At 46.4% G+C, this 15,361-nt stretch carries 13 protein-coding genes and 1 other RNA gene (1 of these 14 only partly in view); 8 read left to right on the top strand and 6 right to left on the bottom strand.

Translation table 11 applies throughout. The features are described from left to right. The 8 genes from ssrA to J4G07_16475 all read left to right on the top strand — a co-directional run. Nucleotides 1–78, top strand: a transfer-messenger RNA (tmRNA) gene (ssrA, locus tag J4G07_16440) (it extends 247 nt beyond the left edge of the window). Between the two features lie 49 nt (nt 79–127). Continuing rightward, a complete protein-coding gene (locus J4G07_16445) occupies nt 128–508 on the top strand; it encodes a hypothetical protein (protein ID MCE2415577.1) in 381 nt (126 codons plus the stop codon). A 2-nt stretch (nt 509–510) separates the two neighbouring features. Next, nucleotides 511–1,200, top strand: a complete 690-nt coding sequence (locus tag J4G07_16450) for a DUF1449 family protein (GenBank protein ID MCE2415578.1) — start codon at nt 511–513, stop codon at nt 1,198–1,200. 282 nt (nt 1,201–1,482) lie between these two features. After that, a complete protein-coding gene (locus J4G07_16455) occupies nt 1,483–3,324 on the top strand; it encodes a hypothetical protein (protein ID MCE2415579.1) in 1,842 nt (613 codons plus the stop codon). A gap of 93 nt (nt 3,325–3,417) precedes the next feature. After that, nucleotides 3,418–3,927 (top strand): bifunctional nuclease family protein, encoded by a 510-nt coding sequence (locus J4G07_16460; protein MCE2415580.1) that lies wholly within the window; start codon nt 3,418–3,420, stop codon nt 3,925–3,927. 156 nt (nt 3,928–4,083) lie between these two features. Further along, nucleotides 4,084–4,977 (top strand): site-specific DNA-methyltransferase, encoded by an 894-nt coding sequence (locus J4G07_16465; GenBank protein ID MCE2415581.1) that lies wholly within the window; start codon nt 4,084–4,086, stop codon nt 4,975–4,977. Next, nucleotides 4,974–6,167 (top strand): DNA (cytosine-5-)-methyltransferase, encoded by a 1,194-nt coding sequence (gene dcm, locus J4G07_16470; GenBank protein MCE2415582.1) that lies wholly within the window; start codon nt 4,974–4,976, stop codon nt 6,165–6,167. The genes J4G07_16465 and dcm overlap by 4 nt, the downstream gene beginning before the upstream one ends. Beyond that, nucleotides 6,142–7,122: a hypothetical protein gene (locus J4G07_16475; protein MCE2415583.1), complete on the top strand. Its 981-nt coding sequence runs from the start codon at nt 6,142–6,144 to the stop codon at nt 7,120–7,122. Before dcm ends, J4G07_16475 begins: the two co-directional genes overlap by 26 nt. Before the next feature lie 104 nt (nt 7,123–7,226). Here J4G07_16475 and J4G07_16480 read toward each other — a convergent pair whose 3' ends face one another. The 6 genes from J4G07_16480 to J4G07_16505 all read right to left on the bottom strand — a co-directional run bounded on the left by J4G07_16480 (nt 7,227) and on the right by J4G07_16505 (nt 14,969). Next, the gene (locus J4G07_16480; GenBank protein MCE2415584.1) at nt 7,227–7,964 is read right to left on the bottom strand and encodes an SIMPL domain-containing protein; all 738 of its coding nucleotides are present in this window, start codon (nt 7,962–7,964) and stop codon (nt 7,227–7,229) included. 134 nt (nt 7,965–8,098) lie between these two features. Next, complete coding sequence (locus tag J4G07_16485) at nt 8,099–9,064, bottom strand: DUF4340 domain-containing protein (protein ID MCE2415585.1); 966 nt, start codon at nt 9,062–9,064, stop codon at nt 8,099–8,101. A 255-nt stretch (nt 9,065–9,319) separates the two neighbouring features. After that, the gene (locus J4G07_16490) at nt 9,320–10,957 is read right to left on the bottom strand and encodes a Gldg family protein (GenBank protein MCE2415586.1); all 1,638 of its coding nucleotides are present in this window, start codon (nt 10,955–10,957) and stop codon (nt 9,320–9,322) included. 62 nt (nt 10,958–11,019) lie between these two features. Beyond that, entirely contained in the window at nt 11,020–11,736 is a 717-nt protein-coding gene (locus J4G07_16495) for an ABC transporter permease (GenBank protein ID MCE2415587.1), read from the bottom strand. Nucleotides 11,737–11,948: 212 nt separating this feature from the next. Beyond that, on the bottom strand, nt 11,949–12,887 hold the full coding sequence (locus tag J4G07_16500) for an ATP-binding cassette domain-containing protein (GenBank protein MCE2415588.1): 939 nt from the start codon (nt 12,885–12,887) through the stop codon (nt 11,949–11,951). A gap of 150 nt (nt 12,888–13,037) precedes the next feature. Further along, nucleotides 13,038–14,969 (bottom strand): hypothetical protein, encoded by a 1,932-nt coding sequence (locus J4G07_16505; GenBank protein ID MCE2415589.1) that lies wholly within the window; start codon nt 14,967–14,969, stop codon nt 13,038–13,040. Nucleotides 14,970–15,361: the final 392 nt, after the last annotated feature.

Below are 15,361 nucleotides of genomic sequence, written 5' to 3' on the forward strand. Positions count from 1 at the left end.
TTAAAACCTGTGATAAGCATGTAGTAGCCTCTATTGAAATGCCTTCGGACGCGGGTTCGATTCCCGCCACCTCCATTTTTACTGTGTCATCCGGTGTTCACCCATTACACATTGCTTGCAAAATGACATGGCTGAATTTGCGAACATGCCACCTCGCATTCAAAAGATTGTGCAAGCGCATCTATGTGAAGATGAACACATCCGCTTGTGCCTTCTCGGTCGCTCCAACCTACTGCGTCCAGACTATGTTTTCATCACCACGCGCCGAGTGCTGGTCTTAGATGAGCGATATATAGGCAGTTTCACTGTCTCTTATGCAAACGTTCGATGCAACTTATTATTCACGGAAATCCGTGGTGTCAAGCTAATTCGGGATTTCAAGCACCGACTTCTTCGCCAAGCAAAACTTGAAATTAGTATCGTCCGTAATGTTCATTGGATCGACAATATCAACTTCCGTTCAGCACAATGTGCCTACGCGTGCATCGCCGAGCAACTCACAGCATAAAAATGGATGCCATGATAGAATTCCTGAATTATCTCATCGTTTCGTATAATGTCTGGTTTACAGCCCCTTTAGCGATTGTGTTCTTATTGGCACTCTTTCGACTTGCCACCGGAGCGATGGATTTTGGGGATGTAGATGCAGATGTTGATATGGATGCAGATGTTGATATCGACGCGGACGCAGATGTAGATGCTGATATGGATGCAGATACAGGCACTCAGAGTCCTTCCTTCGGGGATGTGTTCGGATTTCTGAACGTCGGTAGGGTCCCCTTGATGATTGTGCTGATGTCGCTATTTGTGACGTGGGGGATTTCTGGGCTCATTGCGAACGCATTTCTCAATATCCCCGAGAACCCACAGTGGGTTTGGATATCGTGCATCATTGCGTTTTTCTGTTGTCTTTTAGGAACTCGCTATATCTCCATCGCGCTTTCAAAACTGTTCCCAGAGAGCGAAAGAGCCATCAACGATGTTCAGCTCCTCGGTTTAAGAGGGCGCGTGATTAGCGGACAGATCACAACCACCTTTGGGACTGCTCGCGTCCAAGTTCCGGATGGACCGGAATTGACTGTTAGTTGCCGTGCCGAACCAGATGAAGTCACTCCTGTCAAAGGGGATACTGTCATTCTCATAAATTACGATCAAACAAAACGAATCTTTGATGTAAAAAAAAGCGAAATGGATCTGTGATAATGTATGGTTGTCAGTTACATTATGGTAAACCAGAAAAATAAGCAGACATTCTCCCCTCCCCGGGTAGGCGAGGTTTCTAACCTCGCCTCTTTGGAGTGTCTCATTAATTCTAAACTTTACCATAGTTATTAGTTATCGGTTATCGGTCTTCAGTTAAGAGGGCTCCGCGTAACAATTCACATCTTTCTGGGGCAAGTTTGGGTAGATTGTTGAAAATAGTCTTTTAACCGACAGCCGCCGACTGACACCCGACAGCCATTAAAAAAGGAGAACTAAAACATGTTGGATGCCAATTTATTCATCACTATTGTCGGCAGTGTGATTGCCTTACTGGTCATTTTTCTGTTAGTCTATCGTTCTTTCTACAAAAAAGCACCAGCAGATTCGGCATTGGTCATCTCTGGAGGACGTAAAAAGCGTGCCGTCTTTGGTGGTAGCCTCATCAATCCACTTACGAACACAAGCCAACTTATTTCCCTGAATACACTCCAGCTCCCCGTCGAACGAACAGGACAAGCCGCGCTGATTACAAAAGACAGTTTACGGGTTGATTTGGAAGCAGAGTTCTATGTCAAAATTGAACCCCACGAACAAGATGTACTCAAAGCAGTAGCGAGTCTTGGCGACAAAACGTTAACGCCCTCCGAGGTTAATAAACTCCTTGAAGGTAAACTTGTCGGTGTTCTCCGAAGCGTTGCTGCAACTATGGATCTGCAGGAATTGCATGAAAAACGCCAACAGTTTTCTGACCAAGTTCAGGAAGCATGTCGGGATGACCTTGAACAGAACGGTTTTAAGTTAGAAAGTGTTGCTGTCACCAACCTCGATCAGACCCCACTCGATGCCCTTGACGAGAACAACCGTTTTGATGTCGTTGCGATTCAAACGATCAAACAAGAGGTTGAAGATAGACAAACTGAAACCGCTCGAATCGAACACGAAAACCAAGTGAAACGTGAAGAGAACCGACTCAAAGCGGAACTGGAAATCAAGCAGCGCGAAGAGGAAACAGAGACGCAAGCCTTAGAAGTTGCGAAACGGCTTGAGTTTGCGCAGGAAGAGCAGCGCAAAGCAATCGCCACGAACAAAGCGGAACAGGAACGCGAGATTGAAGCGCATAAACTTGAACAGCAACAAGCCGTTGAGGAAGCGCGAATCAAGCAGGAAGAAGCCGTGAAATCCACGGAAATCTCTCAGAAGCAGCGGCTCGACACGGCGCGGATTGAACAGGAGCGTCAAGTCCAAGAGACAGAGATTGCACAGAAGCAGGCAGTCGAAGTCGCACGTGTCCAACAGGAGCAGTTGATTGAAGAAGCGCAGATTCAACGGGAACTCACCGTTGACAGAGCCAAGATTGAGCAACAGCGCGCTGTCGAAGAGGCGGGTATCTCCAGCAGAATCGTCCTTGTTGAGAAAGAACGCGAGGAAAAAGAGGCACAAGCCGAGAACGCAATCCAAATCTCAATGAAGGAGAAGCAGCGCGAGGCGGCATTGATTGAACTCTTGGACGTTAGTGCGCAAAAAGCAAAAGCTGAAGGGAGTGTTTTAACTGCCCAAGCGATTGAGGAAGCGGAACGGCAAAGCAAAATCGCTCTGATCCACGCCGAACAGGAAGCGGATGAGGAGCGGATCGCCAAAGAACGCGCTGCTGACGCGGAAGCCTATGCCGTTGTAGAATCCGCTAAGGCGGCACTTGAAGCGGCTGAGGTCAAAGCACAAGCGCAAAGAATTCTCGCAGAGGCATTCCTTGTTGAAGCAAAGGCAAAAGCCACTGGCGAAGAGGCATCGATTGCCGCGAAAAATCAGGCGGATTCCAAAGTTCTCGTGAGTGATGCTATATTAGCACTCGTGGAGTCCCTACCTGAAGTAACCACTGAACTGATGAAACCTGCGGAACGTATCGAAAGTATCCGTGTGCTCGACCTCGGCGGCGGTGGCAATGGTAATGGAAGCAATGGCATGAATCGGATTCTCAGTTCGATTGTGAATGCTGGTGCGGCAGTGCCGTTGCTGAAGGAAATTGTAGGCTTCAGCGGTTTAGATACTGAAAGAATTGCACAAACGATTCGCGATTATGCTTCCAACGTGGCAGTCGATGCCCAATCGGATTCAGAAGAATAGCAGAATAGCCGTCGGCAGTCAGCAATCAGGAAAGAGGTTCCTTTCTGAAAGCCGAAAGCTGATGGTTGATAGCCAATATGAAAGGATGCACAGATGGAAAACGAAAAACAAGCAAGAGTTGAAGTTAAAGTTAACTTCCTCTCAATTGACCGTAGTACCGGAGCACCAATAGTCGTCCTGAAGGAAAAAGAGGGTGATTCAAATCGGATATTGCTGATTTGGATCGGTGAATCGGAGGCAGCGGCTATCCAGATGCATATCGAGAAAATTCAACTCCCGCGACCGATGACACACGACTTACTCAAGACGATGATTGAAACGCTTGGTGCTAAAGTTATAACCGTGTGTGTACACGCTTTTGAAGAACGGACTTTCTACGCACATGTGACATTAGAAGTTGACGGGAACACCATTGACGTGGATTGTCGTCCGAGCGATGCAATCGCGCTTGCGCTCCGCTGTGAAGCCCCCATCTACGTTGTTGAAGAGGTGCTTGCAGAACAGGGATTCTCTGAACAGGAACTCGACAAGGGACAAAAACCCGACACGAAAGACGTTTTGGAGAATTTAGACGACGACACGCTAAAACAGTATACCGTCTAAATAGTTATCGGTTGTCGGTTCAGATTTTCTGCGAAAATCCTTTCGGTTTTCAGTTAAGAGGTTTTTGGTAACAATCAATCGCGTATGGAATATTCCAAGTGAGAGGCACTTGTTACAGGAACTTTAACCGATAACTGAAAGGGTTGTGTAAATACTATGGGCAATTCATTCGGAAAAAACTGCACTGTGCTTCATGAAAATTGCACAACTGCCTTGGATCGGAGTGATTTCGCTCGGAAGTCACGCGATCTCGATCATCAGGATGGCGTGCTTCCGCAGCCGAGAATAGACCTGTCCTTTCTTGATCCCCCCTTCAATCAGGATAAGGCTTACAACACCTGGAATGATAACTTACCCCCAGAGGAATATTGGGGGTGGATGCGCGAGATCTGTGGAAAGGTGTATACATTGACTTCGGATGGCGGCGCGATCTATTTCATGCAGCGTGAGAAGAACACGGAATTCGTTCTGCAATGCTTGCGCGATACTGGCTGGACCTTTCAAAACCTGATTATCTGGAAGAAGAAAACTTCGGCAGTACCAGGAATGAAACGTTTCGGTAAGCATTATCAGATCATAGCGTTTGCAACGAAAGGCAAAACGCCGCGTGTTTTCCATCGTCTACGTATCGACCCCCCGCTGCCTGCAGATTACAAGCACCCCCGAGAGAACGGTATGTTTGTTACGGATGTCTGGGATGATATTCGTGAGTTGACCTCTGGCTATTTTGCGGGTGATGAAGCACTACGAGACACAGAAGGGAATCGCTTACACAAACAGCAGGCACCTATCCAACTCCTCCTTCGGATTATCCTCTCCTCCACAAACCCTGGTGATGTCGTCCTTGATCCGTTCGCAGGTTCAGGAACAACCCTGATTGTAGCAGAACAATTAGGACGGAAATCAATCGGGATTGAACTCGACTCCCACAATGTTACGCTAATCCAAAACAGGTTCGCTGAACAGAGAGACTCGGACGATGTTTTGCGCTTTTTCAAGGATTACGCATGCACCCCAGATTTGGAAATCATTAAGGAAAGTAGCGAATGACTTCTACAGCAATCAAAACGACAGTTGAACTCTTTGCGGGCATAGGCGGATTTCGTTTAGCTGCCGCTCGGAGTGGACTTCAGACATTGTGGGCGAATGATATTTGCCCCAAAGCTTGTCGGGTTTATCGTAGTCGATTTGGAGATGCTGAAATTCATCAAGGTGATATTCGAGAATTAACCCATGAGATTCCTTCACACGATTTACTCACGGCTGGTTTTCCTTGTCAGCCGTTCAGTAGTGCTGGCCAAAAAAAGGGGTTTCGCGACCCAAGGGGCCTGCTGTTCTCCGCTATTGTGGATACTTTAAGAGAGCATCGTCCCCCTTATTTTATTTTGGAAAACGTGAAGCGGCTGCTTCTAATGGAAAAAGGTGTCCATTTTGCGACGGTGCTTTCTTTACTAATGGAATTGGGGTATTACGTTGAATGGCGTCTAGTCAATACGAGACACTTCGGTTTAGCGCAGAATCGTGAGCGTGTACTTATATTAGGTTCTTTGGATGTGAAAGATAACCATCCACCGATTAGGCTCGCGACATTAACAGATCTTTGCGAGGGTTTGGAAAACAATTTTCGCTGGGTCACTGATATATCAAGTTGGCTTGAACTTGAAAAACATCGTCGGAATTTTGCCAATTGGGGTTTGGCGTTTCGTCAACGCTTTTTTTCCCGTAACTTGGAATGCTTTTCGGAGGTGAAACCAAGTGTGACGTTACGCAGTGTTCTGCAACCTACTGTTGACCCAACTTTTGACTTCACAGAGAGCACTTTACAACGCTTAGAAGAAAGTACACGGATAAATAGATTTCTTGATGGGGTTCAACTCCTCTATAATCAAAAGAGAGGAGCTCGTATGGGGTACACGGTGTTTGGTATTGACGGAATCGCCCCTACACTTACAGCGGCCACTAGCCGACATTACGAACGTTACAAAATAGGAGATCGCTATCGGCGCTTAACAAATGTGGAATATGCTCGGCTGCAAGGTTTCCCAGATGATCACTGCTCTGCTGTCTCCATTTATAACCAATACGCTTTATACGGCAATGCCATTCCGCCTGTACTCGCGAATTGGGTAATTGATAAAATTTTGCAAAACCGTGTGACTTCGTTGGAAAACGTAAAAGAACAACAACTCCATCTTTTTCAGGAGCCGATAACCTATGCTGACAAAAATGGAATTACGTGATTTGCTCCGAGAAAGACTTGAAGGAACCATGACTGAATTAAATCATGCCCTTCAAGGATTAAACCTTGAAAGACTCGAATCGGTGCTTTTACGTGTTGGACGTGACCAAACTTTGCCGCATTGGTATCAGCAACTTTGCGAAGAGAAAACACTTCCAAATCTTGATGGGAAAACGGTTGGAAGCGTTATTGAAATGCTTTTTGTCGCTGTTCTTGAAACTGTGACTTTCCAAGACATCGAAATACCTCAACTCCGTTTGAATCCAGCACGAGGCGTTGACTTACCGGATCTTGACTTAGGTATAAAAGCCCCTTCACAGAATTACGCTACCAGTGAACCTTTTTTTTCAGCCTACGAGAGACTTCTTGGAAGTGAATATGATGCTCTTATTATGTTGACTGACTATCAGAAAAGGAAATTGCATCCACCTTTGAAACTTCAAGTCATCAAATGGCACTATTTCTTAAATACGGAATTAGCAGATTTTACTTTGACTGCAATAGCGCGAAAACATCGGGATTGGTTACTAAATCAAAGCGAGACATGGACCCAAAAGATTTTCCGATTTCTGGCGTATGTCAATCAGAGCGATTGGCGAGCAAAACACCTGCTCGGCATCATCGGATCAATGCAAAAGGTGGACAGGATACACCTACTTGTGCTTGAAGCAGAAAAAGACTTCAGAAAAAAAAATGACCAGCGTATACATGAGGATAAAGATGTGATACCTGATCATGAGATTGAAAGTCTACTTTCGATAACCGAAGCACAACCGACGACTTTGGGAATTATTGATGCCGCGGATAATTGGGTCGTAGAAAATTACAAAGACTTCGCTCGTTTGCCAAACGAGAATGAGTGGAGACGATTGCTTACAAGTCCTCTAAATGGACAAATTGGAATGAGTTTTGCCCTTCAATGGCGATACAATTTTGGAAGAGTGTTCAAAGGATAAAAAATGCACACATCTCAGTCGCGTAGGAATTAACCGAAAACCATCGCGAAACGGAGCGGAGTAAGGTCCAGGGTTAATAGGTTAAAAAATGTTGTTAAGAAACCCTACTCAATTTCATAAACCACGGTAACATTCACGGTGACGGTGAGTTCACCGGCTTCAATAGGTGTTGCGCTGCGAGCACTATCAGCGGCGAATTCCTCAGTCTTCGCAAAGGCGATTGGAGGAAGCCCTCCGGAGGTCGCTTCTGAAATCGTGATAGGTTTTCCGAGGGTAACACCGCTTGCTTCTGCCAAGGTTTGCGCTTTCGTCGCCGCATCTTTCGCGGCTAAACTACGCGCTTGTGCCTGCAGCGGTGTGGGGTCCTCAATCATGAATTGGATGGAGTTTACTACAACAATGTCACCACCTGCTTCGGCGGCATCATCAATGACATCACTGAGATTCTCTAAGTCTCGCACCTTAGCACTAACGGTGTTGTTCACGCTATACCCACGAAGTACCCGTCCATTATCCGTGTAGTCATACTGCGGATAGATACTAAATCTTTCCGTTCGAATATCGTTCTCAGCGATGTCATTGGCTTTCAGAGACGCTAACACGCCTGTCATGGCGGCTGCGGCTGCCTCGCGCGCTTCCGCGACTGTCTCTTTCTCAACGGATACACCTAAATTCAGTGTTGCTATATCGGGTTCACCGACAACTGAACCGTTTCCCGTCACGTGGATTTTCCCACTTTCCTGCGACTGTAATAAAGGTCCTATGATTTGTGGTTCGCATCCGATGAGCGTTATAGCAAGCAGTATACTCATTCCTAAAGATAAAAATTTTAATCTTTTCACGGGAAATTTCCTTTTTTAATTTTACCTTGCGGTTAAATGGCGTAACTTTCAATTTTGATACCCTTTCTCAAATCCGCTTTCCATTCCATTATGGGCTGCGACTTTCCTCTGCAGAAACCTAATAGATAAAAAACCTATTCGGTTCCAACTTCTGCTGGTGGTTCCTCAGCCTTGAGGGTATCGGATTTCTTTATTAACCGATCCACATTCGACTTAAAGAGTCTGAAGACAGTATCCTTGTCGTCGCGTTTGACGTAAAGTTTACCCTCCTCCTCTTTCCCAACATGCAGGGTTGCTGTTGTGCCATCGTTCAGCACAGCGGAAATGGTAGACTGTGGTGTATCCAAGCCGTATTCAGCAAGTTCACCCTTTGCTTCAGCGAAATCGTCTGTGTCCAACCCGCTGAAAGTTGTTAGAAGAGTATCAACCTCTGTTGTTTTGGCAGCAGCGGCTACAGGCTTGCGCATCTGCCAGGCACCGTCTGCATCCAGACGGAGTTCGACCGTCTCCTCCGGTGAAACAATGTTAAGCTGTGTGACAATCCCTTTGTTAAAATTGAAGATGGTCCGATCTTTCCAAGTACGTGTGCCTTTGTCAAAGACAGATTGGAGATACCCTTGTGCGACATAGACCTCGTTGGAATCAGCAGGGCGCACGTAACTGCTCAGGAAGCCCGGGGTTGTTTTTCCCAAAAACAGATGTGCTACCAATTTATCGTTCGCATCCATCAATTTTGCTTCAACACCGGTGGCATCCACCTCGAATTCGGACTGTTTTTCCGGGTTATTTGAGACGCGTTGTGTATTCTTAAACGCTGTCACTTTGGAGAGCAATTCCGCGACACCTTCACCATCCGCTGGATAGTTATCCATAGAAGCCACAACCCAACTGCCATTCTGTTTTGAAAGCGTTGTCGTCTCGCCGGTAGCGGTGATTTCTATTTTCACAACCTGCTCCGCATTGAAATTCGGAAACAGGGGCATTGCTGTTTCAACCTTCTTCTGATAGTCGCTCTGCTCAAAAGGGTTCTCGAAAAGCAGGATAACAATTGCCAAAACGACAAAAATAGCACCTAAAATAAGAAGTTGTTTCGTTTTCATCTTTTAATTATTCCTTGTGGAGAAACGACCGGGGTTAGGACTTTGATGTGCTATGCTCTGGAGTTGAAGAAACGCCCAAGCAAAAACCCCTCCATTTCATTACGGACTATCGGTTTTAGTGTGGGATCTTGTAGGCGCGAGTTTACTCGCGATCCTTTACCCGTGTCTGCAAAACCCAGCGCCCGTTGCGCGAAAACTTGATAAATTAAGAACCGTTTCTCAAAAGGTATCCACAAGCACATCGTAAAACGCGAGTTACACGGATCCGTAGGTTTCCACGAACCGTTTCGCCCGTCTTTTTAGGAAATATCGAAGGAGTCCAAAAACAATAACGATCAGAGGGACCCCCACAATACAGAGGTACTTAATAAAGTTTTTCTCAATCTCAGAAACTTCACGCAAGGGTCGATCCGTAATGGTGTGTGAGCGGATACCGATGAGCGCATCACCAAGGGTCAGCCAGTCCACAGTGTTTAAGAAAAAGTTAACGCCATCGGGGCGGAGTTGTGTGAGAAATTGCGCCGTGCCTACGACCACAATTTGGGTCTGTTCACTCTCCGTTTTGGTGTCCCGTATCCCCGAGTCTTGTACCGGGGTAGGCGTTTCGCCTCCCTCTGTAAGATCAGCACCTGTAGGGGTTGAAATCGACGGAATTTCTTTACCCGCATAGAAACTCTTGAACTTACCTTCCAAGGCGACAGCGACCGTATAAACTTGGGACTCAGCATTGGGCGGAATTGGAGCGTTTGGCATTAGGTTGTAATACCCTTGAATGCTCCGTCCTGCCTCACTCGTCTTTGCCAATGGTGTTGCGGTGATACCATCCTTTGGCACCATTTCTAAAGAACTCGTCCACGGTAATGTCAACACCTCCAACTGGTTGGTGATGCTGTGTTCCATTGAGAAATTCGGTTTTACAATTTTAACAAAATAAGGATACGGCTGAATAACCGTCATGAATCCCTGTTGGAACCGCGCAGTGTCATGGAATCTGGCATCAAGCAAGAGGTTGTTTCCGAGTTTCACACCGTAGTGTTCCAAGAGATCGTTCAGACCGGTGCTCAACGGAGAACCCTGCAATGTACCGGGTTGCATTTGAATGGGATCGACTAAGAAGATTGCTCTACCCCCACGCATGATAAACTGATCGATTTCATATTTATCGCGTTCCGTCAAGGGTTGCTGGGCACCAGCGACAACCAACGTCGCGACGCTATCGTCAACGGCTTTTCCATCTTGCAGACTGACGGAGGTAAGATTATATTGTCCTTGGGCACTTTTATCCAAAAGTTGTCGGAACTGTTGATGGTTTTGATTATTGATGTCAAATTCACCGTGTCCAGTCAAAAACCCTACCGTCTTCGCCTCTTTGGTGGTAACCTTGAGAATAGTAGAAGTCAGTTCGTACTCCAAATTAGCGGTTGATCGCACAACCGGCAGGATCTCCTCTTTACCGCTGTATCCGATAGAGACACCCATGTAGACGTTCGCAATTTCCGCTTTATCCTTTTTTACGACATTGATTTGGACTTCTGGGATACCCTTGAAACGGAGTTCCTGTTTCTGTCCATCATCGAAATCCGCCGGATTCACAAAATCGATCTGGAGTCTCTTGGAGAATGCGTTGTATTCATCGAGTACGTCTCTGACATCGCGACGGATTTGCCCGACCTCCGCGGGATTCGTAGAAAAGTAGGCGGTGATCGTCACAATATCATCTAACGTGTCGAGTACATTCTTCGTCGCTTTCGAGATAGTATAACGCTTGTCCTCGGTGAGATCGGCGCGAATGAAGCGACGCGTCGAGAGAAAATTAATCAGCACGAGGATGCCGAAGATGATTGCTACAAAAGCGAGGGTGTTGCCACCGTATTTGATTCTTTTATTAACCAAAACAGCTTACTCCTTTCTTTCGGAGGTCACGCCATCACGATCATCGTGATCGCGTGCCTCCGCTAACGCCATTTGCGGCTTTCAACCGACAATGTGCTTAAATAGAGGAAAAAACCGATGAGCGAGAGGTAATAGATAATGTCGCGAGAATCAAGGACACCTCGAAGAATACTGCTATAATGTGCGCCGAGACCCAGATAACTGAAAATCGGGAACAACCAATTCGGTGCGTTGAAAAGCACAATGTCCTCACCGATGATCAGCAACACAAAACAGGCAGTAATTCCAAAAATAAACGCGATAATCTGATTTTCAGTCAACGTTGAGGTAAAAAGCCCGACGGCTATATATGCCCCACCCATTAGCAGGAGGCCGATGTATCCGCCGATGAGTGTTCCACCATCCGGATTCCCCAAGTACATGACCGAAAGCGGTAGGACAAGTGAAAGTAGCACTGTTACAGTCAGAAGGGCAAAGCTGGCTAAGAATTTTCCAATGACGACTTCGTAATCTCGAAGTGGGAGCGTCATCAGGATTTCTACTGTGCCGAGTTTTTTTTCTTCAGCCCAGAGTTTCATCGTAACAGCGGGGATAAAAAACAGGAAAATCCACGGCATCAATCCAAAAAACCCGCGCATTTCGGCTTGATTAACGAGAAAAAACCCTCTGAAAAAAAGCCATGCGGAGATACCGAGGAAAAATGTGATGAAAATATACGCGATAGGCGAATTGAAATAACTTCTAAATTCCTTTTTCAGGATAGCTGCAATGTTCATCATGATCTTTTAACTATAGGACACCGCGACGATATGCCCATTGGGCAGTCCATCAGTCTCGGTCCAAGTCGATATTGAGTTGTTAGCGGGTACGAAAACCAGGTTTGGTTTCAAAGGGATCATACAACTGTCAATGCGTATGGAAACCCGGGTGGTTCAAAACCTTTACGGAAACGCACAAGGCGTTCCCTCTTCACATCCGAAATGCTCGACTATTATAGCTGCTCCTTATCCGTTAAATTGAGGAAGACATCTTCTAAATCCACAGATTCTTGACGGAGTTCTGTAAGACTCCACCCATTCTTCACAACGACGTGAAACAGTGCCTCCGCAGCATCACTCCCGTGAGCCGCGTGTATCTGATACCCCACGACACCGTTGTCCGTGTTGACACGATTCCACTGCGAGACAAAATCTAATTCATTGAGTTGTGCCTCAATTGATTCCTGTGAACCTCGGATGACGATGTGGACAATTTCTTCGCCCTTCGCCTGACTGGAGAGTTCCTCTGGTGTCCCGTTTGCGACAATCTTCCCGTTGTTGATAATTAGGATTCGGCTGCAGGTCGCAGAGACTTCAGGCAAAATATGCGTGCTGAAGAGCACCAGTTTCTCCTGCCCGATATTTTTGATTAAGTTACGGATCTCAATGATTTGGCTCGGATCCAACCCAGAGGTAGGTTCATCTAAAATCAGGATAGGTGGATCATGGATGAGGCTTTGTGCCAAACCGACACGCTGACGATACCCTTTTGAGAGTTCACCGATGTCTTTCTGGATAACATCCTCAAGTCCACAGATATCGATAACCGCTCGAATCCGCTCTTTTCGCTGGTTCTTTGGGAGGTTCCGCACCTGTGTCATAAAGTTGAGGTATTCGATGACCCCCATGTCGGCATAAAGTGGCGCGCTTTCAGGGAGATAGCCAATTCGTTTCCTGACTTCAACGGATTCCTCGAATACATCATATCCCGCAACGGTGGCACTCCCCGCATCAGCAGAGAGATAACAGGTAAGAATACGCATCGTGGTTGTCTTTCCTGCCCCGTTCGGACCGAGGAAACCTAACACTTCGCCAGCATGTGCGTCAAACGAAACTTGGTCGACAGCAACCGTCGGACCGTAAGATTTTGTGAGTTCTCTGACTTCGATCATATCGTTGATAACGTAGCAGACAGTCGGTGAGAAAAGATGTCACCGATGTGCGAAAAAAAATAAGATATATTTGTTAAAATAGTAGCACAAAATTTTCCGAATGTCAAGAAAAAGTTGGTGCTAAATTCGCGATCATTCTGACACGACCCCTCAAATCCAACTATACACCGCTGATCTCAACACAAGACTTAGCAAGGGCCAAAAACATCCCATCAACGCTTCACCCAATACCAACCCGATGAAGAAGGGCACTGCTTTTCGATATGCGTTGATACCACCGTGACGCAAAATAACCCACTTCGCGACCATCGCCAGAAACAGCGGAAACCAGATGACATCCGTCGTCCCGGGAGCAACGCCGATAACATATCCTGCTGGATGCAACGGACACCACACAAAACGTGAACGCAGAAAGATGATACCCAAATTCGCAGCGAAGGCTAATCCGAGCACCGAGGTCGCCAGCCAATCCGTCGGTTTCGGATTCACTAACCACGAAGAAAGAAAATTGTATGTATCCGCGCCCCCGGCATGAATTTGTTCCGAACCTGCTGCCACTCCCTCACTGTAAATTGCATACGGATAGAGAATCAGACTCGATAGGATACCAACCAGACTCGCGATGACTAACACTGCAAACATCGTTCGGTTTCGGATACCGGTGCGCTCTCCGAGTTTAAACGCTTCCAATTGATCCGGCATCGGATGTGTCCGAAAGGAGGCATAACTTGCCCCACTCAACCAATTCATCAACGAGAGCATTGTCAGGTTGCCCGCTCGCAGGCGGCGCGTGCCAAGCAGTGAAATTATCATATATTGTGGTGTTAGATACCCAATCGCATGGATCGGCGGACCTAATTCCGCACGCATTCGGGTTAAACCCACCACAATCATTAAATAGACACCGATAAAAATCGCAAACGCCCATAGCGTCATCCCACTACGGACACAAAAAACGGCTAATAACAGCAGACATATACCTAACGTAATGACGGCACTGCGATGGGAGATCGCTTCTGTTCGGGACACATCTCGATCAGGTCGGATGACCTGTGCCCACACACCTGCAAAATGTTTTCGCCCATTCCAACACGCAATCGCAAGCAGGGCAAGTAATGCCCCTGCGCCTTGTTCACCGAGAAACGGATACCCCGGCAAGGCTGAAACCCCAACAGCACTTCCAAAGAGCAATTGGACTTTCTTCAGCAGATAGAAAAAGGTACATGAAAACGCCAAATCCAAAGGTAAAATAAACGAGAAGCCAATTATGTAGGGATGAAACCTGAGAGGTGTGCTGCCCATTGCGATCCACGGTTTCTGCGTAAAGTAGACGTTAAGGTTGTATTTCCGCACAGGAACCTCTGGGAGAACCGGATAGAAGAACTGCAGCCCATTGAGTAGGTTGATGCCCATGGCTATTCCGAACCCGAGCCAGAGCAAGCGATTTGTGAAGATACGCCGATTGGTGGTAATCTCAAGCGGAATCTGAATAATCGGATACGCGAGTTTCTCATTCTCTATCCACTGCTTGCGAATCAGGGAGGTCAAACACAAAAAGATTAGCATTAACAGGAAAATAACCACCGACCAAGAAAGAATCGGCACAATCCAATACTGAAAATAACCCTCCGTAAAAAAGTTGACCCCACCTTCATAGAAATCGTTGACCGCCTTCGGGTCTTTCACCACAAGCCATTCGGGCAGGTAATGAAAGAGCAGTGCCTCCCAATCATTTTCGGGTGTGGCGAAGCGAAAAGCGTACGGGATGAGTCCCATTAAACGTGGGATACAATCATGCCCTGAAAAAGCGCTCCCTACAGCGAGCATACTAAAAACGACAAGTAGATCCCGTGGCTGTAGGGCGACGCGTGGAAAAATACGCCGCACGATCAGGTTCAGAAACGTCATCGCTATAATACCAAACATGACATTGACCGACATCGCGACGGTTGTCAAATGCGCGGTATGCCAAATCATTTCGACATAGGCTATCCAGTAGCTATTCGCGATAATTAAGACAGCACCAATCAGCACTGCCCGTTTCGCGATTGTCTGCGAGGCGTGTGAATCTGTAGTGTGCATATTCTCAGGAGAAGAATGGTAGCGATTTTATTTTTTGCTCGACCGCGACACCTCGAAACTAAATCGCTCTAATGTATCTTGGTTAGGAGAACTTGAGTTGTAGCGTAGACAGGCATTGTAGCGTGCATCGGCTCTATGGAAAAATGCACAGTGTGAGCCCATATTTAAGGAAAATTTTCCTTTGTTATATTCACTAAATATGCTATACTGAATGTAGGAGTTTGTCAAGATTTTTCTTTCAAATCAAATAAGGAATCATATTTACAGCATAAGTAAATAAATGATTGACGCTTATGTATATTTTTCATTAGATAAGAAGTCATATTGAGTAAACCATAAGAATGTGGTAAAATAGGGATAGAAAAGGCGATACTTTCTGTCTCTTTCTTCCC

It is taken from the genome of Candidatus Poribacteria bacterium, from assembly GCA_021295715.1.
Lineage (GTDB): Bacteria > Poribacteria > WGA-4E > WGA-4E > WGA-3G > WGA-3G.

What these genes read in the sequence shown, in the direction of transcription:
- J4G07_16445 (MCE2415577.1), top strand. Translation starts at nt 128, where the DNA reads ATGGCTGAATTTGCGAACATGCCACCTCGCATTCAAAAGATTGTGCAA.
- J4G07_16450 (MCE2415578.1), top strand. Translation starts at nt 511, where the DNA reads ATGGATGCCATGATAGAATTCCTGAATTATCTCATCGTTTCGTATAAT.
- J4G07_16455 (MCE2415579.1), top strand. Translation starts at nt 1,483, where the DNA reads ATGTTGGATGCCAATTTATTCATCACTATTGTCGGCAGTGTGATTGCC.
- J4G07_16460 (MCE2415580.1), top strand. Translation starts at nt 3,418, where the DNA reads ATGGAAAACGAAAAACAAGCAAGAGTTGAAGTTAAAGTTAACTTCCTC.
- J4G07_16465 (MCE2415581.1), top strand. Translation starts at nt 4,084, where the DNA reads ATGGGCAATTCATTCGGAAAAAACTGCACTGTGCTTCATGAAAATTGC.
- dcm (MCE2415582.1), top strand. Translation starts at nt 4,974, where the DNA reads ATGACTTCTACAGCAATCAAAACGACAGTTGAACTCTTTGCGGGCATA.
- J4G07_16475 (MCE2415583.1), top strand. Translation starts at nt 6,142, where the DNA reads ATGCTGACAAAAATGGAATTACGTGATTTGCTCCGAGAAAGACTTGAA.
- J4G07_16485 (MCE2415585.1), bottom strand. Translation starts at nt 9,064, where the DNA reads ATGAAAACGAAACAACTTCTTATTTTAGGTGCTATTTTTGTCGTTTTG.
- J4G07_16495 (MCE2415587.1), bottom strand. Translation starts at nt 11,736, where the DNA reads ATGATGAACATTGCAGCTATCCTGAAAAAGGAATTTAGAAGTTATTTC.
- J4G07_16500 (MCE2415588.1), bottom strand. Translation starts at nt 12,887, where the DNA reads ATGATCGAAGTCAGAGAACTCACAAAATCTTACGGTCCGACGGTTGCT.
- J4G07_16505 (MCE2415589.1), bottom strand. Translation starts at nt 14,969, where the DNA reads ATGCACACTACAGATTCACACGCCTCGCAGACAATCGCGAAACGGGCA.